This is a genomic window from Flavobacterium salilacus subsp. salilacus, from assembly GCF_004634195.1.
In the GTDB taxonomy this organism is placed as follows: Bacteria; Bacteroidota; Bacteroidia; order Flavobacteriales; family Flavobacteriaceae; genus Flavobacterium; species Flavobacterium salilacus.
This window is the reverse complement of record NZ_SKBP01000003.1, coordinates 18,860-39,305: the sequence shown is the minus strand read 5'-3', so window position 1 is coordinate 39,305 and position 20,446 is coordinate 18,860. Positions and strand designations below refer to the sequence as shown.

Below are 20,446 nucleotides of genomic sequence, written 5' to 3'. Positions count from 1 at the left end.
TTAATAGTTAAACGTTTGGTTATCATCTCCCTCGTCAGAAAAAGGCAAATGACTCATTTCGCTTATTTTCTCTTTCTTATAGGTAAACACCCAAGTATATAGTCCTACAAAAAAGATAAAGAATATAAGTAGCGATATTATCGGATATATCTCTATACCGGAGATGGTATCCATATTATGTTTTACAAACTTTAGCATAGCTCGTTATTTAGAATTATCAGCGGTTGTTGTTTTTGTATTTTTTATCTTGATATCTGTACCAAGGCGTTGCAGGTAAGCAATAAGTGCTACAATCTCTCTTTCTTTCATGGGCACAAACTCTTCGCCTCTTGTAGCAGCAGCTTTTTTGCTGTCTTCATAACTCTTTACAAAATCAGGATCACTATGCAGGTTAGCTTCTATTTTGGCTGCTTGCTCACTAATAGATTTTTGTGCATTAGCTATGTCCTCTTCCGTATAAGGCACTCCGAGTTTTGCCATTACTTCCATTTTCTTCTCTATATCAGAGTAGTCCATTTTTGTATTATCAAACAGCCATTTATAGCCCGGCATTATTGATCCTGCCGATGTACTTTGCGGATCCCACATGTGGTTAAAATGCCAGTTATCGCTATACTTACCTCCTACCCTCATCAGGTCGGGACCGGTTCGTTTAGAACCCCACAGGAACGGGTGGTCGTACACATACTCACCTGATTTAGAGTATTCGCCATAACGTTCTACCTCGCTCCTGAAAGGTCGTATCATTTGAGAGTGGCAACCCACACAACCTTCTCTTATATACAGGTCACGCCCTTCAAGCTCTAATGGTGTATAAGGCTTAACACTTGATATGGTGGGTATGTTGGATTTTACCATGATGGTGGGTACAATTTGTATAATACCACCTATAAGTATGGCTATAGTTGCCAGTATAGTAAGCTGTATTGGTTTTCTTTCCAGCCATGGGTGGAATTTTTCTCCTTTAAGTCTTCTTTTGCTTATTTTTTGCAGTGCAGGTGCTTCGGCAAGTTCATCTTCAATAGGTTCACCTTGTCTTACAGTCATAATAATGTTATATACTAATACCAGTAATCCTATTACAAACAGGGTACCGCCTATGGCGCGCATCCAGTACATGGGCATTATTTGTTTTACAGTTTCCAAAAAGTTACCATATACTAATGTACCATCGGGGTTAAACTGTTTCCACATACTGGCTTGTGTAAATCCTGCCACATACATAGGTAATGTATAAAGTATAATACCTAATGTACCTATCCAAAAATGGAAGTTAGCCAGTTTAGTAGAGTACAGTGAAGTTTTGGTCATGCGAGGTATTAACCAGTATATCATACCGAAGGTTAGGAAACCGTTCCAGGCTAAAGCCCCCACGTGTACGTGAGCAATAATCCAGTCTGTAAAGTGGGCAATAGAGTTCACATTTTTAAGTGAAAGCATGGGGCCTTCAAAAGTTGCCATACCATAACCGGTAACCGCTACCACAAAGAATTTTAAAACCGGGTCGGTACGCACTTTATCCCATGCTCCTCGAAGCGTAAGCAAACCGTTTATCATACCACCCCATGATGGTGCAATGAGCATTACAGAGAATACTACGCCTAAGTTTTGCGCCCAGTCGGGCAATGCTGAGTATAACAAGTGGTGTGGTCCTGCCCATATATATATAAATATTAACGACCAGAAGTGAATAATAGAAAGCCTGTAGGAATACACAGGTCTGTTGGCTGCCTTTGGCAAATAATAGTACATAAGCCCAAGAAATGGTGTAGTAAGGAAGAATGCTACCGCATTATGCCCATACCACCATTGCACTAATGCATCCTGAACCCCTGCGTATACTGAGTAGCTTTTCATTCCGCTAACAGGAAGCGCAAGGCTATTAAATATGTGCAGTACCGCTACCGTTACAAATGTGGCAAGGTAAAACCAAATGGCTACATACAGGTGGCGTTCTCTTCTTCTCAGTATAGTGCCTATCATGTTTACACCAAAGGCTACCCAAACTAAGGCAATGGCTATATCTATAGGCCATTCCAGTTCGGCATATTCTTTTGATGTGGTATAACCCAACGGTAATGATATAGCTGCCGCAACAATAATAAGCTGCCAGCCCCAAAAGTTTACATTACTCAAAAAGTTACTGTACATTCGGGTTTTAAGTAATCTTTGCAATGAGTAATATACCCCTGCAAAAATAGCATTACCCACAAAGGCAAATATTACCGCATTAGTGTGTAATGGTCTTAACCTTCCGTAGCTTAGCCACGAAATTCCGTCGGTCATGTTCGGGAACAGGTACAATGCTGCTACCAGTAAACCGACAAGCATTCCTACTACTCCAAATATAATGGTAGCATAGAGGAACTTTTTAACTATTTTATTGTCGTAATAAAATTGCTGCACTTCCATGATATGTGTTGTTATTTAATTTTGGTTTTGGTTTTAGATTTCTTTAACTCGTCGTCAAAAAGCATTCTGACGGATGGGGTATAGTCATCGTCATACTGTCCGCTTTTTACTGCCTTTACAAAGGCAAAGAAAAAACCCACAGCCACTACGATACTGATGGAAATTAATAAATAGATTACGCTCATACCTTCTTAAATTTATGTTAACAAAGCTACTTTAGTCCTACTTCTTAAAATATGATATTTGTCATACTTCGGGTTTTTTATACTGTTTTTTTACACTTTTCAGCATAATAATTACTGGTTACTGTTACAAAGCTCACTATGGTAATGGTACTAAGCGGCATGAGTATAGCAGCAGCCAGCGGCGATAGCTTTCCTGCAATAGCAAAAGACAGTCCTACAGCATTATACAGCAATGAAAGTGCAAAACTCATCTTAATGGTTTTTACCGCTTTTTTAGAATAGTTAAGAAAATAACTTAATTGACTAAACTGCCCGGCATCGAGTATGCCATCGCACGCGGGAGAGAAAACATTTACATTCTCTGGAATGGAAATCCCCACATTACTCTGCGCCAATGCTCCGGCATCATTAAGCCCGTCGCCTATCATCATTACATTACTGCCTTGTTGTTGCAGGTTTTCTATAAAGGCCAGCTTATCTTCGGGTTTTTGGTTAAAAACCAGTTCTGTGCCTTCGGGTAACAATTTTGTAAGGGCATCACGCTCCCCTTCATTATCTCCAGATAGTATTTTTAGCTTATAGGTTTTACTTAATGTTTCAAAAAGTGCTGCCAATCCCTCCCGATATTGATTGTTAAAAACATATTTACCTTTATAATTGCCGTTTATGGCAATGTGTACATTGGTTTGAAATGATGGTGCTAAATCCTGACCTACAAAATGAGCCGATCCAATTTTTATAAAATAGTCGCCTACACTGCCCTGTATGCCCTGCCCCGTTATTTCCTGAAAATCGTTTACCGATATAATATCCTGCACCGGTAAAAAATCGTACAGTCTTCTGCTTAGCGGGTGGTTAGAGCCTCGCAGCAAATTTTTTATTGCAGCAGTTTCTTCGCTGCTTATTGATGCTCCTTCAAAAACTATTAACGATTTTTTATTGGTAGTAATAGTACCTGTTTTATCAAAAACAAGGGTATCTATTTTTGCCATCTGTTCTATTACTGTAGCATTTTTCAGGTATAGTTTGCGTTTACCCATAATACGCAGCACATTGCCCAGTGTAAAAGGCGCGCTTAGTGCTAATGCACAGGGGCAGGCGACTATGAGTACTGCGGTAAATACAGTAAAAGCCGTGCTAACATTTATAAATATCCAGTATAAAAATGTGGCTACTGCCAAAGCTAATATTGCGGGGGTAAAATATCGGCTTATGGTATCGGTAAGGGTTTTATAGCTACGATTGTCTTTTTTGGTAAATACATCGTTACTCCATAACTGTGTAAGGTAACTTTGAGATACTGAGCTTACTACTTCCATCTCTATTACCCTGCCTGTTTGCCTGCCTCCGGCAAATATCCTGTCGCCCGATTTTTTACTGATAGGGATAGCTTCTCCGGTTACAAAACTGTAATCAATAGCTGTTTCTTCGCTTATCAGTATGCCATCTACAGGTATTAATTCCTGATTACGGATAAGCAGCCTGTCGCCGGCAACAACGTCATATACCGGGCATGATATTTCCTGCTTATCCGCAGTAATTTTGGTTACAGCAATAGGAAAGTAAGATTTAAAATCGCGTTCAAAAGACAGGAAATTGTATGTTTTTTGCTGAAACAACCTGCCCAGCAGCATAAAGAATACTAAACCGGTAAGGCTGTCAAAAAAGCCCTGCCCATAGCCAAACACTATATCTACCGTACTCCTTATGAACATTACTATAAGCCCTAAGGCTATAGGCACATCGATATTGAGCATTCGGGAACGGATGCTTTTCCAAGCCGAGACATAATAGCCGCTTGCTGCATACAGGAATGAGGGTAACGATAGCCCGAAAATGAGCCAACGGAAAAATCCTTTGTACTTATCGAGCCAAAACTCATCTACATCAAAATACTCCGGAAACGAGAGTAACATTACATTACCAAAGCAAAAAAATGCTACGCCTAATTTATAGGTAAGTTCGCGGTTGATGTCAGCCTTTTTACCTTCATAATTTTCAAGACTTATGTAGGGTTCATAGCCTATGGAACTTAGTACATGAACTATGGTTTTTAAAGTAATCTGGTTAGGGTTGAATACAATACGTACTTTTTTTTGGGAGAAATTAACCTGAGAACTGTTGACTCCTTCTTGAAGCTGGTTTAAGTTTTCGAGTATCCAAATACAGGAGCTGCAATGTATATGCGGAATATACAATGTAACTATATGGGTATCTTCTTCTTTAAAGTCAAGAAGTTTCCCGGCTATACCCTCATTATCAAGAAAATCATATTTGCCTTTTATATCTTGTGGGGTTGCTCCGGGTGCATTTTCAAAATCATAGTAGCAAGAAAGCCCGTTGGTGCTGAATATTTCATATACGGTTTTGCAACCGTTGCAACAAAACGATTTTTCGTCAAAAACAATTTCTTCTTTAACCTCAATAGTTAACCCACAATGGAAACAATTTTTAGTATCCATAGTATCTGCTCTTTTACCTTAGGCAAAGGTGCGACAGGTATAAAAAATAAAATATGACTTTTGTCATGTATGCCAAATATTGAATATCTTTGTGATACCAATAAAACTTTAACAGGAGTACTGAACGTTATGAGTAAATGTGAACAATGTATTGTGAGACAATTCAGCTCCCTGAAGGCTTTAACTAAAGAGGAATTACTAAACCTTTCTGATTGTAAAACTTTATATACAATTAAAAAAGGAGAGCCCGTTTTTAATGAAGGTGAGAAACTACAGGGCGTTTTTTGTATTAAAGACGGTGTTTGTAAAATGACTAAGCTGAATGCCAACGGCAATGAGCAAATTGTAAAGCTGATTTCGAAGGGAGAACTTTTAGGGCAACGCTCACTAATTAGTGAAGAGCCTGTAAACCTTAGTGCGGTGGCGCTTGATGATATGCAGGTTTGCTTTATACCCAAAGCAGAAGTGATGAAGTTTTTTAACCAAAACAATCAGTTCTCTATGAATGTAATGCGCACTATTTGTGGTGACCTGAAAGAGGCTGACGACCATTTGGTAACTATGGCGCAAAAATCGGTAAAGCAACGTCTTGCCGAAGTGTTACTTTATCTGCATGATACATTCGGCATAAATGAGGAAGATAAAAGCCTAATGGTTAAACTGTCGCGTGAAGAACTGGCAGGTATGATAGGTACTGCTACCGAAAGTTGTATAAGACTGCTTTCGGAATTTAATAAAAGTGGTTTGATAGCATTATCCGGTAAAAAAATAATAATTACTGACAGTGATAAATTAAGAAAAATATAATTTTATTACGGTATAAAAACAAAAAAACAGCCTTTCGGCTGTTTTTTTTTATCTCATTAGTTTTATTATTCAGGCATTACAACAGCGCCTGTCCATTTAGAAATTCCTCCGGCAAGATTATAAGTAGTAGTAAAACCTAGCTGACTCATGATGTTGCATGCCTGCCCGCTACGGGCTCCGGCAGCGCAATACACATAATAATTTTTGGTTTTGTCCAACTCCTCTATTGCATATATAAAACCTTGTCCTTTATAAATATCTATATTTATAGCTCCGGGTATAATGCCTCTGTTCCATTCGTCTTGGGTACGTACATCGAGAATCACAGCATTATTGTCTTGCTGCACTTTTTCCCACCATTCCTGTTCTGATAAATTCATAATTTATTTCTTTTCTTCAAAGATATTATGCTTTTATAGAACAACCAATAGCTTTTGTTTCTTTCACAGGCACGTCTTTCCCTGCTAATAAAGCGTCAACGGCATCTTCTACATACTTAGCTTCAACAGCGCTTTCATCTTCATAATTATCATCTATTGCGCCTATGTATTTTACTACATTGCCATTATCTGTTTTTTGCAGTATATATACATGAGGGGTTTTGGTAGCGCCATATTGCGGATATATTTTTTGTCCGTCATCCAAAAGGTATGGAAAAGTAAATCCTTTTTCTTTGGCTCTTTCCTGCATTTTTTCAAAACTGTCGTCTTTCATTTTTTCAGGATTATTAGGGTTTATCGCCACTACAGGATAGCCTTTTGCTTTATATTTCTTGTCAAGTGCTATAATCCTGTCTTCATAAGCCTTTGCATACGGGCAGTGGTTGCAGGTAAATATTACAATATACCCTTTGGCATCTGCCATATCTCTAAGTGCTACATTTTTCCCGTCTGTATTTTTCAAACTAAAGTCTGTTGCCACATCTCCTATTTTATAACCTGTACGAGTTTCTTCGGCAGCTTCTTCAGCAGTATTATCTGCTACCTCAACAGTTTCTGCTGTTTGGTCAGTTTCTTCTTTATTCGAGCTTTCCTTGCATGCCACATTTAATGTAAGAAGACTTACTACTGTAAAAAAACCTAAAAATTTACTTGCTTTCATTCTTTGTTATTTAAAAATTAAACTTTTTTATTTATTACTATTTAATACTCAATAATTCAGTTTCCAACCCATCATAAGTAAATGATTGCTCGTAGAACTTGCGCTTTTCTTTATTATAAATAATGGTTGCAGGTATAGCACCGCTCCATGTAGAGTCTATTTTAGGTATCCATGAGTTAGCGTCAGGATCAGTCATTACAATTACATCACTTTTAAGTTGTTTTTCTTTTAAAAAAGGCATCAACTTACTTTCTATCATTTTGCGCATGTCAAGGCTTACCAATAATACCTTTACTTTATCCTCCTTATACTTGGTATTCAGTTTTTCAAAATAAGGCAATTCCTCTATACAAGGTACGCACCACGTAGCCCAAAAGTTAATTACATAAGTAGTATCATTATCCCGGTTAAGAAAATACTGTAAACCTTCGTACTCATAGGCTTTTACACTAATATCCTGGTTTGTATATACTTTTACGGGGCTGGGAGCAGGTGCTTCCTTTACTACTTCATTACTCACCTCTTTGCATGATACTATTGCTAATATTGCTATAAAAATTGGTAGTTTACTAAATATAAGTTTCATTGTCTTTTTATTTAAACAGTTAAAAATAAGGTAAAAAATATAGTTCCGGAATCTTTAACACTTTTTTAACCTAACATTTGTATATACAACAATAATATATATTACATTTGTACATACAAATTTTGTAGCTGTAATTATGAAAATAGAAGATGTAATAAAATCAGAAGCTCCTTTACCCATAGGTAAAAGAACCATGTTGAATATAATGTACACGCAAAACATAATTGGTGAAAATTTTAATGAAATACTTAAACCTTTTGATATTTCGCCGGAACAGTTTAACGTATTGCGAATATTGAGAGGGCAAAAAGGGAGACCGGCTAATATGTTTGTAATACAGGAAAGAATGATAGCCCCCACCAGCAATACCACACGATTGGTTGATAAATTGCTGAATAAAGGATTGGTAACGCGCAAAGTGTGCAGCGAAAACCGCCGTAAAATGGATATAACAATAACCGAAAAGGGTTTAGAATTATTAAAAGCACTCGATCCTAAAGTAGAGGAACATGAAAAAGGCTACTCAAAAAACCTGAGCCATGAAGAACTGGAACAATTGAACAAACTTCTGGAAAAATTCAGAGGAGAATTAAATTAAATAAACCGATACAATGAATAACTACATAGAGAATCTCAACTGGCGTTATGCCACTAAAAAATATGATCCTGATAAAAAAGTATCAGAAGAAGACCTTAAAACACTTAAAGAAGCAGTAAGGCTAAGTGTGTCATCTATGGGGTTACAACCCTATAGAGTACTGGTTATAACAGACCCTGAAGTACGCCAAAAACTAAAGCCCGCAGCCTATAACCAAAACGGTATAACCGATGCATCGCACATTTTTGTGTTTGCCAATGAGGTAAACGTTGGCAAGAAACATATAGATGACTATGTTGATAACATCATAACAACAAGAGGCATTACAAAAGAAAATATAGCTCCTTTTATAAGTTCAATGGAAAATTTTGTTGGAACATTGAACGATACTGATAAAAAATTCTGGACCGCTAAACAGGCTTATCTGGCAATGAACTCACTTATTATAGCCGCCGCTGTATTAAAAATAGACGCCACCCCTATGGAAGGTTTTGACAAAGCTGAGTTTAACAAAATACTGGGGCTTGACGAAATGGGGCTTAATGCTGCCGTAGTAGCTACAGTAGGATACCGCCATAAAGAAGATGCTTTCCAGCACATGAAAAAAGTGAGAAAAACTGAAAATGAATTATTTGTAACAATTTAATATATAACTAAACTTTTAATGATTAAAAAAATGAAGAATCTAAAAACAATCGCAATTGCATTAGTAGCAGTTTTAAGTACAGTTACCGCTACAGCCCAAGACAAGAAGATTAACACTTCTAAAAGTAAAATAGAATGGGTGGGTAAAAAAGTAACCGGAGAGCACAGTGGTACTATCAACTTTAAAGAGGGTGTACTTAACTTTAAAAGCGGTAAGCTTACAGGTGGTAATTTTACTGTAGATATGACATCTATTGAGGTAACAGACCTTAAGGCAGGCGAAGGAAAAGAAAAACTGGAAGGGCACTTAAAAGCTGCTGACTTTTTTGGTACTGATACTCACAAAGAGTCTAAACTGGTATTTAAGACAGTAAAATCTGCCGGCGGAAACAAGTATGCCGTTACTGCCGACCTTACTATTAAAGGAATTACAAAACCTGTAAGTTTTGATATTACTGTGGCTAAAAACTCTGCTGTTACCGAGTTTAAGATTGACAGAACTAAATATGGCATTGAGTATAACTCAGGTAGTATTTTTGACGGTCTTGGTGACAAAGTAATATATGATGATTTTGAACTTACTGTAAACTTACAATTCTAAATCTTTAGATATAAATTGAATTTCAATATACCCTCTGCCTATTCCGGCAGAGGGTATTTTTTTAGTAATAATAAATCAAAACAGGGGTAAAATGTTTTTTTACATTTGTAGCCACTCTATATTCTGTTATGAAAAAAATTCTTGTTATTGATAATTACGATAGCTTTACTTACAACCTTGTACATTACTTGGAAGAGTTTGATTGCGAAGTAACCACAATACGCAATGACCAACTGGACATTGATGAGGTTGCTGATTATGATAAAATATTGCTCTCTCCCGGGCCGGGTGTACCGGACGAAGCCGGTTTGCTAAAAAAGGTTATAGGCACCTATGCACGTACTAAAAGCATACTGGGTATATGTTTAGGGCAGCAAGCCATAGCCGAAGTATTTGGAGGCTCGCTTACCAACCTTGATAAAGTATATCATGGCGTGGCTGCCAAGATTACAATTATAGTAGATAACGAAACTTTGTTTGACGGAATACCGAAAGAAATAGAGGTGGGACGCTACCACTCATGGAGTGTAAATGTTGCTGATTTACCCCCCGTGCTTGAAGCTACCTCGCTGGACGGAAGGGGCAACATTATGTCGTTGCGCCACACCCTGTTTGATGTAAAAGGGGTACAGTTTCACCCGGAATCGGTACTTACCCCGCAAGGAAAACAGATTATTAAAAACTGGATTTTATCATAAACAAAAGCTTTAAAAAAAGTATTTTAAGTATTTGGTTATAAGATAAAAATAAATTCAATATAGATTTTATTTATAACTGTTTTTCTTTAGTTTTTTTACCGTGTAAACACCAGTTTATTTCCTTTGGACAGTTTAGCATCATAACTGTAACCTTCGTAATCAAAATTTTTCAATCCGCTGAATGAACGTATGTTTTTATCGATAATATACCTTACCATCATACCCCTCGCCTTCTTGGCAAAAAAACTCACCATACGCAATTCGCCATCTTTGTAATCTTTAAACTCAGGAGTAATAACAGGTACTTTTAATGCCTTAACATCTACAGCATCAAAATACTCTTTACTGGCAAGATTAATAAACAATTCGTCATCTTTCAGTTCCTCATTAAGGGTATCGGTAATTGTTTTTTTCCAAAAATCATATAAGTCCTTACTCGGTCCTACTTCCAGTTTAGTACCCATCTCTAAGCGATACGGTTGTATCAAATCGAGCGGTTTCAGTAAACCATAAAGTCCCGAAAGTATGCGTAGTGTGTCTTGCAACTTGTTGATTTTACCTTTAGGTATAGTATAAGCATCCAGCCCGGTATAAACATCGCCATTAAAAGCATATAGGGTAGGGCGGGCATTTTTGGTGGTAAAAGGCGTTTGCCACTCCTGGTTACGCTCCCAGTTGAGCTGAGCAAGATTATCTGATATACTCATCAGCTCCATCAAATCAGCAGGCGATTTTTCTTTCAGGGTTTCCTGTATCATTTCTGATTGCTCTAAAAAAGCAGGTTGTGTATGCTTACGGGTAGGTAGCTTAGTTTCAAAATCTAATGATTTTGCGGGCGATATAACAATTTTCATTTTTTTATGTTTATATACCAAAAGTACTAACCAAAGATCATTATTACAACTGTAATAGTAATTTCCTATATTAGCAATTTAACCAACTAACCATTGCAAATGACAGACTATATTATCCAGACTAAATCGCTCAATTTTCGATTTTCGAAGCACAAAAAAGTACTTGACGATATTTCATTAAATATCCCTAAAGGAGCTATTTATGGTTTTTTAGGTCCTAACGGAGCAGGAAAATCGACAACCATGCGATTGCTTACCGGCATACTGCCCGAACAGCAAGACGCCATTTCTCTTTTTGGAAAACCTTTAAAAACACAATTACCACAGGTGTTTGACAATGTTGGTGCACTGGTAGAAAGCCCCGCGCTGTACCTGCACCTTAGCGGATATAATAATCTTAAATACCTTGCGGAGCTACGCAATGTACCCCAAAGCAGGATTACCGAGGTGCTGGAACTTGTAGATCTTACCAGAGATGCCAAACGCAAAGTAAAACAGTACTCATTGGGTATGAAACAACGCCTTGCCATTGCGATGGCACTGCTTGATGAACCGGAGTTGCTATTACTTGATGAACCTGTAAACGGGCTTGACCCTAACGGTATGCGCGACATCAGGCAGTTATTAGTAAAACTGAATAAAGAAAAAGGGGTTACCATTTTTGTATCGAGTCACCTTTTGGCAGAAATTGAGAAAATGTGTACTCATGTGGGTATCATCAGTAACGGTAAATTGCGTTTTGAGGGTACTATACAACAATTATCAGAACAATCGGGAGCCTGCAAAATACAATTCACCCTTAAGGATGCTGCGCTTTGGCAGGAAAAGCTATTGGCAGCATATCCTTCGGTAACATTAGAAAGCAATTCGCAGCTTAGCGTTGAGCTTAGCGACCGTGAGCAAATTCCTGCTTTTACTAAAGAGCTTATAAACCATGGTGCTGAACTCTACGAACTAAAAGTACTTAACGGACTTGAAGAATGGTTCATGACACTGATACGACAAAAATAATATACCAACTAAACCCATCGCAATGCAAAATTTTACTACTGCCCTAAAGGCAGAACATATAAAGAAAAAAGGCACAGGCTTGTATGTAGTTGCCGGAATACTGGGAGCTATTTCTCCGCTAATCTGGACAATTGTAACTATAATACAGGATACTCCCAATCAAAATAAGCTACCTTATAACTATTTTACCGAATTTATAGAGAATTGCCTTGACCCTTTCTCCACGTTCTTTTTCCCGTTAATGATTATCATAACCGTTAGCAGGATAACACAACTCGACCACAAAAATGGCGGATGGCAGCTTATGGAAACCCAACCTGTAAAGAAAATTTCTATATACTTTTCAAAATTTTCGGTAATACTTATTGCCAACCTCATCAGTATTTTTTCACTAATAAGTGGCTGCTTCCTTTTTGGATATATAGCAAGCCTTATCATTGAAGTACCCGAAAATGCATCGCTGTCTTTCGAAATAGGCTCAGTATTGCTTGTAGCGGCAAGGCTGTTTATTGCAGGATTGTTTTTTACGGCATTACAGTACATTATTTCTGTTTTACTGCCAAGTTTTATATGGTCTATCCTCATAGGGTTCTTCCTGTTGTTAGCCTACCTGTTCTTAACCGCATTTAAAGTAGTACCCGACTGGTATCCAATAGAGTTGTTAGGCAAAATAGCTACTTATAAAAAAGGCAGCGATCTTGGGTATTGGTTTACCTACTCTGCTGCTGTAAGTTGTATTTGTGCCATAATAGCACTCTATATTGGCTTTGAATGGTATAAGCACAAAAAAATAAAACTGGCTTTCTGTACCGGCAAGCGTGCTGCTATGTTAGTTGCTGTGCTTATTGTTTTTGGCGGTTTGTTATACTATACCCTTACACCCAGGGTAATGGAACCTCATAACCGTACCGTTATTGCAGGGATAATAGACTCTGATATGCCGATTGATAAAATTTACATAAGGGATATTTTTATCAGCGATACCATTGCTGAAATAACCGTAAAGGATAATAAATTTCATTATGCCTTTACTAAAAACATGCCATTGGACACCTATGAACTTGCCTTGGGCAGTATCGGGTCTATAACGCTTACTATGGCAACTAATGACAGTACTTTTTTAGATTTTAAAAAACGTAAACAAAGTACAGATATAGCCCTGACGGGTACACGTCTTGCCGAAAATCTTTATAAAAAAGATAATCAATTAGGTTGGAGCAGTGTAAATTATTATATACGCGAAAATGTTTATCTTGATAAACCTGATTTTATAACAAAAGAACTGGTAAGCGGTTGGGAAGAAGCAATGGCAGAGTCTGATAAATTTAAAACAGTAGATAACTACGTGCCTCGCGATGACTTTAAGCAGAAAAATAAAAAACTGCTTACTCTTAACTACCTGAATATGTGGAACGATTTCCTGAAAAAACGTGCTGCACTATACCCTAACGAGGAAACGAAAGAAACTCCTGAAATAACCGAAATGAAAAAGGTGGTTGCACTAAATGATGAAGGACTACTGAGTAATGCCGATTACTTTAATTATGTGTCTTCTCAGATTACGGCTGAAGATACAGAAGATGTGAGCCAGAATACTAAATCATTGCGCGCCATAGCGAAGCTTGAGCCAGGCTCTTTTAAGGACAAGATGCTTTTTAAACAACTTAAAAAAAGTATGGAAGAGGCGTCGGACAAAAAAGAACGCGACAGCCTGGCGGTATTATATGCCGATAATTTTTCCAATAAGCGTTATACCGATATTATACTATACAGAAAACAAATTATCGAAAAGCTGGCAAAAGGCAAACAAGCACCTTTATTTGATGCCATTACTATAAATAATAAACCTGTTAACCTTGCCGACCTGAGAGGTAAATATGTAGCTATAGATGTATGGGCAACATGGTGCGCACCGTGCAAATACCAGTCGCCTTACTTCGAGAAATTTGCAGTTAAATATAAAAACGAGAACATACAGTTTGTTGCAGTAAGTACAGACGATAAAATGGATGATTGGTATGTTGAGGCAAAATCAAAATCCAAGTCAGTACTACAATTGCACATTAATAACAAAAACGAATTTAGTAAAAATTACAATGTTACAGGAATACCAAGGTTTATATTGATAGACCCGGAAGGTAACCTGGTAAACGCCGAGATGCCTTTTCCTGATGACCAGACTTTTGAGCAGCTACTAAGGCAGGCTTTAGGACTCGAAGAGCAAAAATAATTTTATCTTTGCCCTAAACACTTTAAAAATGTTTAGGGCTTTTTTTAAATATAAACTTGTCATACTATACGGTTGCTCCCTGGCAGTACTGCTTCTATTAATGCGCTGGCTGGAACTTCGTTTTTTAATACTAAGCCATACGCAGGATGTTTATAACGGAGCCATAGCACTTATATTTACTATTCTGGGCATTTGGATTGCCCTGAAAATAGCCAAACCTAAAAAAGAGACCATCATAGTAGAAAAAACAATCTATCTGCAACCTGAAAAAGAATTTATACTGAATCAAACAGCTCTAACAGAACTAAACCTAAGTACCCGCGAAATGGAAGTACTGGAACTAATGGCAAAAGGCATGAGCAATGCCGAAATTGCCGAAAAGTTGTTTATATCACTCAACACTATCAAAACCCACTCGTCTAAACTCTATGAAAAACTGGAGGTGAAACGACGTACACAAGCGGTAGAAAAAGCAAGACAACTCAAACTTATTGCATAGTACTAAAGTACTAAAAACTCCTTATTGATTAGTAAATCACCCAAAAGGATGAGTGCTAAAAGGCAGATTATATACAACTTTGCCCAACAAACATTAAAACAAAAAACATCATGAAAAAAAATGTATGGACATTTGGCGTCATTGCCGGTTTTATCAGTACGATAGGTTTCGTTATCGGTACAATTAATCCTGATACGATAGACATGGAAAAAGGCATGATATATGGGTTTGCTTCCATGATACTTGCCTTTTCGCTCACTTTTGTTGCCATAAAAAACTACAGAGATAAGTATAACGGCGGAGCGGTATCTTTTAAAAAAGCATTTCTGATTGGGTTATACATTAGCCTTATAGCCTCCTCTATTTATGTAGCGGTATGGCTTGTAGAGTACTATTTTATTCTCGACAATTTTTGGGGTAAGTATGCCGAAATGCATCAGGCTAATTTAGTAGCCGAAGGATTGTCCCAAGAAAAAATAGCTACAGAAATGGCTACCATAGATGGATATAAAGAGCTTTATGATAATAATCCATTGCTTGCCGGATTAATAACCTATACTGAAATTTTACCATTAGGCATTGTAATATCATTAATAGCCGCTGCGATATTAAAACGTAAACCACAAACACCGCAAATAGCATAATTATGGGAAAAGTAACAGGCATAGGCGGGTTTTTCTTCCGCTCTAAAGATAACAGTGCACTGGCACAATGGTACGAAAAGCATTTTGGCATCAACTCTATGCAAACCGGGTATATATGGGAACAGGAAGCAGGACCAACCGTTTTTTCTCCTTTCAAAGAAGATACCGACTATTTTGGCAGCAACCAGCAATTTATGCTGAACCTGCGGGTGGAAGATCTTGACGGATTGATGGAAAAGTTGATTACAGATGGCGTAAAAGCGGATGAAAAACGCATGAACGAATCTTACGGAAAGTTTGCCTGGGTGTATGACCCTGAGGGAAATAAAATAGAGCTTTGGGAGCCCGTTAATGAAAGTGAGCCGCATAAATAAAAGTAGTTCATACTAAGGAGTTGTCTCAAAAGTCGCTGAATAAGCATTTTTTTCATTCTGAACGAAATGTAATGTAGTGAAGAATCTCAATAATTTGATAAATAAGAGATTCTTCCTTTGTCAGAATGACACTTTTGAGATGGCTCCTTTTTTATTATCCTCATTTTATTATATTTGCCATAAAGCCTTGCTGTTATGGATATGTATTCCCAAATTAACGAGAGTATAAGCCGCTATGTTTCTTTTACTAAAGAAGAGCTTGATATATTAAACTCGCTGTTGGAATACAAAACCGTACCCAAAAAAACCATAATGCTGCACGAAGGCGAGATGTGCAACTTTGAAGCCTTTGTGGTAAAAGGCTGTGTACGCAAATATTACATTGACGAAAACGGACTCGAAGTAATCATACAATTTGCAATAGAGGATGCATGGGTAAGCGATATATCATTCAGTATATATGAAGATGAACCCAGTGCCATTTTTATAGAAACGCTGGAAGACTGCGACTTTCTGGTTTTTACCCCCGAAACTAAAGAAGAACTTTTTGCGAAAGCACCCCGCTTTGAGCATGCCTTCCGTATCCTGTTGCAACGGCACTTAACCGTTACCCAAAAAAGGCTTTTTAATACCATATCAAAATCAGCTACCGATAAGTATCTGGAATTTTTAGAACACTACCCTACGCTGCCTCAGCGCGTAGCACAACACTATATTGCCTCCTACTTAGGTATTTCTGCCGAATTTTTAAGTAAAGTCCGAACAAAATTAGCAAAAAGTTAATAAAAGGTAAAAGCGAATAGAAAGTAGCCATTAGTTTAATAACTTGCTAACTGTAAACTGTAAACCGTTAACTGCCTTATAATTTCCCCTTTGGGGTTAGGGGCTTTTTTCTTGTCCCAGTTCAATGTACAGGCTTTTTAAAAGTGCGAAATTTGTACTGTAATCTTAAAACAACCACTACCATGGACAGAAAAGATTTTATAAAAAAAGGACTTATGGGCACAGGAATGTTCATTACTTCGGCGGCTGTGGGCAATGCCCTTAAAAACGACATCGACGAGATACAGCCACTCGAACCCATTGGCTACAATCATTTACCTAATGCTAAATCTTTAATTATGGAAAATACAGTTTTGCACAAAGCCGAAACCAGAGGTCATGCCAATCACGGGTGGCTTGATTCTCATCATACATTCAGTTTTGCCAGTTATCATAATCCTGACAGAATGCACTTTGGTGTACTTAGGGTATTGAATGACGACCGTGTAGATGCAGGAATGGGTTTTGGCACACACCCTCATGATAATATGGAAATTATCTCTATTCCCTTAGAAGGCGATTTGGAACATAAAGATAATATGGGTACTAACACTGTAATAAAAAAAGGTGATATACAGGTTATGAGTGCGGGTACCGGTATTCAGCATAGCGAATACAACCGTAATACTGACAAGCTGACCAAGTTTTTACAGATATGGGTGTTTCCTAAAAAACGTAATGTAGCGCCTCGTTATGACCAGATAACACTTAATGAAGCCGAGAGGCACAACAAGCTGCAACAAGTGCTGTCGCCTAACCCTGATGATGAAGGTGTATGGATACACCAGGATGCATGGTTCCATATGGGTAAATTTGATAAAGGGGTAACTACCGAATATAAAATTAAAAAAGAAGGTAACGGTGTGTATGCTTTTGTACTGGAAGGCGACTTTACTATTGGCAACATTGCACTAAACCGCCGTGATGGGCTGGGTATATGGGATACTGACTCCATAACGCTAAAAGCTGATTCTCAGGATGCCGAAATACTGCTTATGGAAGTACCTATGGCATTACGACAATTATAAATTGTAAATTACGAATTACGAACAGAGTTATAACAACTTTCTTAATTCTTAAATACTATTAATCTTAAATAAACAAAAAATTATGAGTACAACAAAATGGGTAATAGACCCAACACATTCAGAAATTATTTTTAAAGTAAAGCACATGATGTTTACTAACCTATCCGGTAGTTTTAAAAAATTTGACGCTACAGCAGTAACGGAAGGTGATAACTTCGAGAATGCAAAATTTGATTTCAGCGCGGAGATTGATTCGATAGATACAGGTAGTGCCGACAGAGACAAGCATTTGAAAAGCGGTGATTTCTTTGACGGAGAACAACATCCTGAAATAACATTTACCTCAACAGCTTTTACACAAAAAAGTGGTGACGATTATACCCTTACGGGGGATCTTACCATTAGCGGAACTACAAAATCCATAACCCTTGATGTAGAATTTGGCGGTACGGCAAAAGATCCTTGGGGTAATGTAAAAGCAGGGTTATCGGCTACAGGAAAAATAAACCGTAAAGACTTTGGGCTTACCTGGAATGCTGCCTTAGAAACTGGCGGTGTACTTGTAGGTGAAGAGGTAAAACTACATATTGAATTACAGTTTGCAAAAGCATAAATAATTGTTTTATATATAAAAAACCTGTCTTACAAAAGTAAGGCAGGTTTTTTTATGCTTAAATTAATCTAATTCTAAAAAAAAGAAAATAATCTAAATATTAATTATTTTTATTAAATTTAACTTAACTAATTTAATTTACTGAACTTATGGAAAAAGAAATACGCACAGAGCTAATAGAATTAGCTAGATTAAAAACTCCTTGGAGCTATTCGCAACTAAACGAGCAATTACAACTCAACTTAAATTTTAAAAACCCACTTGATAGAGAGTTAATAGGAGAATTACTTGGTGAAATTTCATATCACGAATTTGAAAGAGGTCGACCGTTATTAAGTTCTCTAATAATTCATAAAGGACCTGACCGAGAACAAGGCGATGGATTTTATAAACTATGTGCCCAACTTTATGGCGATAAAACATGGCAAGAGTATAAAGCAGATGAAAGTTTTGAAATTGAAGAAATGAAAAAATGCTATGCTTTTTGGAAAAACAATGATAATTACCAAAAGTATAAAAATGACTTTTAACTACTCCTCCCCCTCCAAATCTCTTGATTGCGAGTAGGTGCGCCATTTTTCAATACAATCTACCATATCCTGTGGCAGTTCGGTATCAAAACGCATAAACTCTTTCGTTACAGGGTGTTCAAAACCTAATGTTTTGGCGTGTAGTGCCTGTCTTGGCAATGTTTTAAAGCAGTTGTCTATAAACTGTTTGTACTTGGTAAACGTAGTACCTTTCAGTATTTTATCTCCGCCATAGCGGGCATCGTTAAACAGGGTATGCCCTATATATTTCATGTGTACCCGTATCTGGTGGGTACGTCCCGTTTCCAGCTTACAGGAAACCAGCGTAACATAGCCCAAACGCTCCAGTACTTTGTAGTGCGTTACAGCAGGTTTACCCTCGTTACCATCAGGATATACCGTGTTTTGCATCCTGTCTTTAGGGTGTCGCCCTATGTGTCCTTCTACAGTACCTTCTTCCTCTTCTACATTACCCCATACTAATGCCACATATTCCCTTTCAGATGTTTTATCGGCAAACTGTTTGGTAAGGTATGCCATAGCCAGTTCGGTTTTGGCAATAACCAGTAAACCGGAGGTGTCTTTATCAATTCGGTGTACCAGTCCCGGTCTTTCACTACTGTTAAGCGGTAAATTATCAAAATGATAGGCAAGTGCATTTACCAGCGTACCCGAGTAGTTGCCATGCCCGGGATGTACCACCATACCTGCCTCTTTATTAACTACCAGTAGTTGGTCGTCTTCATATACAATATCAATAGGAATGTTCTCTCCCTCTAATAAATGTTCGTAGGGCGGGTGTGACAACAGCACACGCACCACATCATTAGCTTTAACCTTGTGGTTCGATTTTACAGGAATATCATTTACATAAATATTCCCTGCCGTAGCAGCCTGTTGTATTTTATTACGGGTAGCATTCTCTACCAGGTTCATCAAAAATTTATCAACACGCAGGGGCGACTGCCCTTTACCGGCTTCAAAACGGTGATGTTCGTATAATTCTTCTTCTTGTAAATCGTTTTCTATATCGGGATTACTCATTAATTTGTTTTATTTTCTTCTTCGTCTGCTCCATTAACATCTGTTTCTTCTATATCAGAATCTTCCATTTCAGAATCTTCTTCATAGCCTGTTTTTCCGTCGCCCAATACCAAATCTATTTTGGAGGCTTTTTTTACCATATCGCCTGCTTTCAGTTTTTTGCCATTTTGCCACATTTCCAGTACAACGTCTTTAGCAAGATAGGGTTTATATGTTTTTTTACCTTCCTGTAAGCCTGCTGACTTTAAGTTAGGCACAACCTGTCTGTAGGTTTTTTGTATTAAATCGGGCAAGCGTATGTCGTTATACCCTCCGGCATTTACTTTAAGGTATATTTTTCGGTTTTCTTTTACATTTACATTAGGCAGCGGATCCTGTTGCACTATACTATAAGGCGGATAGTCTTTATTAAAATCCATAGTATCGAGTACTACATATTGCAGGTTTATGGCTTCGAGCGACTGCCCTGCTTTTTCCACCGACATTTTAGCGAGATTTGGCACAGGTATTTCCTGCCCATGATTGGTGGTATTTTGCAACCATTTCAGTGCTGCATATACCGTTATTATAATAATACCCAACGCAATGGCAAGTTGTATAGCAAAGGTTTTGCTGGTCACAAAATTTTTAAGGCTCATGTAATGTAGTTTTGGCAAAGATATAAATTATACCAAACTTATAACTTTGAATAAATAATGATAT

24 protein-coding genes are annotated in these 20,446 nt (G+C 37.6%); 14 read left to right on the top strand and 10 right to left on the bottom strand.

What is annotated here, in order from left to right:
• The 4 genes from E0W68_RS04905 to E0W68_RS04890 all read right to left on the bottom strand — a co-directional run bounded on the left by E0W68_RS04905 (position 1) and on the right by E0W68_RS04890 (position 5,059).
• Positions 1-198: a CcoQ/FixQ family Cbb3-type cytochrome c oxidase assembly chaperone gene (locus E0W68_RS04905; protein ID WP_135218302.1), complete on the bottom strand. Its 198-nt coding sequence runs from the start codon at positions 196-198 to the stop codon at positions 1-3.
• A gap of 6 nt (positions 199-204) precedes the next feature.
• Positions 205-2,412, bottom strand: a complete 2,208-nt coding sequence (ccoN, locus tag E0W68_RS04900) for a cytochrome-c oxidase, cbb3-type subunit I (RefSeq protein WP_135218301.1) — start codon at positions 2,410-2,412, stop codon at positions 205-207.
• Positions 2,413-2,423: 11 nt separating this feature from the next.
• Positions 2,424-2,597, bottom strand: a complete 174-nt coding sequence (gene ccoS, locus E0W68_RS04895; RefSeq protein ID WP_135218300.1) for a cbb3-type cytochrome oxidase assembly protein CcoS — start codon at positions 2,595-2,597, stop codon at positions 2,424-2,426.
• Positions 2,598-2,674: 77 nt separating this feature from the next.
• Positions 2,675-5,059: a heavy metal translocating P-type ATPase gene (locus E0W68_RS04890; protein ID WP_135218299.1), complete on the bottom strand. Its 2,385-nt coding sequence runs from the start codon at positions 5,057-5,059 to the stop codon at positions 2,675-2,677.
• Between the two features lie 129 nt (positions 5,060-5,188).
• Here E0W68_RS04890 and E0W68_RS04885 point away from each other — a divergent pair, with 129 nt between their 5' ends.
• The gene (locus E0W68_RS04885) at positions 5,189-5,866 is read left to right on the top strand and encodes a Crp/Fnr family transcriptional regulator (protein WP_135218298.1); all 678 of its coding nucleotides are present in this window, start codon (positions 5,189-5,191) and stop codon (positions 5,864-5,866) included.
• Between the two features lie 65 nt (positions 5,867-5,931).
• Here E0W68_RS04885 and E0W68_RS04880 read toward each other — a convergent pair whose 3' ends face one another.
• Genes E0W68_RS04880 through E0W68_RS04870 form a run of 3 tightly spaced genes read right to left on the bottom strand, consistent with a single transcriptional unit; the run spans position 5,932 to position 7,553 of the window.
• Entirely contained in the window at positions 5,932-6,246 is a 315-nt protein-coding gene (locus tag E0W68_RS04880) for a rhodanese-like domain-containing protein (protein WP_135218297.1), read from the bottom strand.
• Positions 6,247-6,271: 25 nt separating this feature from the next.
• Positions 6,272-6,967: a thioredoxin family protein gene (locus tag E0W68_RS04875; protein ID WP_135218296.1), complete on the bottom strand. Its 696-nt coding sequence runs from the start codon at positions 6,965-6,967 to the stop codon at positions 6,272-6,274.
• Positions 6,968-7,004: 37 nt separating this feature from the next.
• Entirely contained in the window at positions 7,005-7,553 is a 549-nt protein-coding gene (locus tag E0W68_RS04870) for a TlpA disulfide reductase family protein (protein WP_135218295.1), read from the bottom strand.
• 136 nt (positions 7,554-7,689) lie between these two features.
• Here E0W68_RS04870 and E0W68_RS04865 point away from each other — a divergent pair, with 136 nt between their 5' ends.
• The 4 genes from E0W68_RS04865 (at position 7,690) to E0W68_RS04850 (ending at position 10,095) form a co-directional block, all read left to right on the top strand.
• Positions 7,690-8,151, top strand: coding sequence for a MarR family winged helix-turn-helix transcriptional regulator (locus E0W68_RS04865; protein WP_135218294.1), 462 nt, complete (start codon positions 7,690-7,692; stop codon positions 8,149-8,151).
• Positions 8,152-8,164: 13 nt separating this feature from the next.
• A complete protein-coding gene (locus E0W68_RS04860) occupies positions 8,165-8,797 on the top strand; it encodes an NAD(P)H-dependent oxidoreductase (protein WP_135218293.1) in 633 nt (210 codons plus the stop codon).
• A gap of 30 nt (positions 8,798-8,827) precedes the next feature.
• Positions 8,828-9,397 (top strand): YceI family protein, encoded by a 570-nt coding sequence (locus tag E0W68_RS04855; RefSeq protein ID WP_135218292.1) that lies wholly within the window; start codon positions 8,828-8,830, stop codon positions 9,395-9,397.
• 128 nt (positions 9,398-9,525) lie between these two features.
• A complete protein-coding gene (locus E0W68_RS04850) occupies positions 9,526-10,095 on the top strand; it encodes an anthranilate synthase component II (protein ID WP_135218291.1) in 570 nt (189 codons plus the stop codon).
• 95 nt (positions 10,096-10,190) lie between these two features.
• On the opposite strand, the gene yaaA is transcribed toward E0W68_RS04850, so the two are convergent.
• Positions 10,191-10,949: a peroxide stress protein YaaA gene (gene yaaA, locus E0W68_RS04845; RefSeq protein ID WP_135218290.1), complete on the bottom strand. Its 759-nt coding sequence runs from the start codon at positions 10,947-10,949 to the stop codon at positions 10,191-10,193.
• 99 nt (positions 10,950-11,048) lie between these two features.
• Here yaaA and E0W68_RS04840 point away from each other — a divergent pair, with 99 nt between their 5' ends.
• From E0W68_RS04840 to E0W68_RS04800, 9 genes are all read left to right on the top strand, one after another.
• Positions 11,049-11,960: an ABC transporter ATP-binding protein gene (locus E0W68_RS04840; protein ID WP_135218289.1), complete on the top strand. Its 912-nt coding sequence runs from the start codon at positions 11,049-11,051 to the stop codon at positions 11,958-11,960.
• A gap of 22 nt (positions 11,961-11,982) precedes the next feature.
• On the top strand, positions 11,983-14,190 hold the full coding sequence (locus E0W68_RS04835; protein WP_135218288.1) for a redoxin domain-containing protein: 2,208 nt from the start codon (positions 11,983-11,985) through the stop codon (positions 14,188-14,190).
• Between the two features lie 28 nt (positions 14,191-14,218).
• Positions 14,219-14,689: a response regulator transcription factor gene (locus tag E0W68_RS04830; RefSeq protein WP_135218287.1), complete on the top strand. Its 471-nt coding sequence runs from the start codon at positions 14,219-14,221 to the stop codon at positions 14,687-14,689.
• A 110-nt stretch (positions 14,690-14,799) separates the two neighbouring features.
• The gene (locus E0W68_RS04825) at positions 14,800-15,333 is read left to right on the top strand and encodes a DUF4199 domain-containing protein (protein ID WP_135218286.1); all 534 of its coding nucleotides are present in this window, start codon (positions 14,800-14,802) and stop codon (positions 15,331-15,333) included.
• Between the two features lie 2 nt (positions 15,334-15,335).
• Positions 15,336-15,707, top strand: coding sequence for a VOC family protein (locus E0W68_RS04820; protein WP_135218285.1), 372 nt, complete (start codon positions 15,336-15,338; stop codon positions 15,705-15,707).
• A 195-nt stretch (positions 15,708-15,902) separates the two neighbouring features.
• Positions 15,903-16,490 carry a Crp/Fnr family transcriptional regulator gene (locus E0W68_RS04815; RefSeq protein WP_205435317.1) on the top strand — a complete coding sequence of 196 codons (588 nt, stop codon included), beginning with the start codon at positions 15,903-15,905 and terminating at the stop codon, positions 16,488-16,490.
• Positions 16,491-16,828: 338 nt separating this feature from the next.
• Positions 16,829-17,557: a pirin family protein gene (locus tag E0W68_RS04810; protein ID WP_205435320.1), complete on the top strand. Its 729-nt coding sequence runs from the start codon at positions 16,829-16,831 to the stop codon at positions 17,555-17,557.
• An 82-nt stretch (positions 17,558-17,639) separates the two neighbouring features.
• Positions 17,640-18,170, top strand: coding sequence for a YceI family protein (locus tag E0W68_RS04805; RefSeq protein WP_135218283.1), 531 nt, complete (start codon positions 17,640-17,642; stop codon positions 18,168-18,170).
• A 149-nt stretch (positions 18,171-18,319) separates the two neighbouring features.
• On the top strand, positions 18,320-18,700 hold the full coding sequence (locus tag E0W68_RS04800; protein WP_135218282.1) for a hypothetical protein: 381 nt from the start codon (positions 18,320-18,322) through the stop codon (positions 18,698-18,700).
• On the opposite strand, the gene E0W68_RS04795 is transcribed toward E0W68_RS04800, so the two are convergent.
• Both E0W68_RS04795 and E0W68_RS04790 read right to left on the bottom strand, forming a co-directional pair.
• Positions 18,701-19,744: an RluA family pseudouridine synthase gene (locus E0W68_RS04795; protein WP_135218281.1), complete on the bottom strand. Its 1,044-nt coding sequence runs from the start codon at positions 19,742-19,744 to the stop codon at positions 18,701-18,703.
• Positions 19,744-20,382, bottom strand: coding sequence for a PASTA domain-containing protein (locus E0W68_RS04790; RefSeq protein WP_135218280.1), 639 nt, complete (start codon positions 20,380-20,382; stop codon positions 19,744-19,746). The genes E0W68_RS04795 and E0W68_RS04790 overlap by 1 nt, the downstream gene beginning before the upstream one ends.
• Positions 20,383-20,446: the final 64 nt, after the last annotated feature.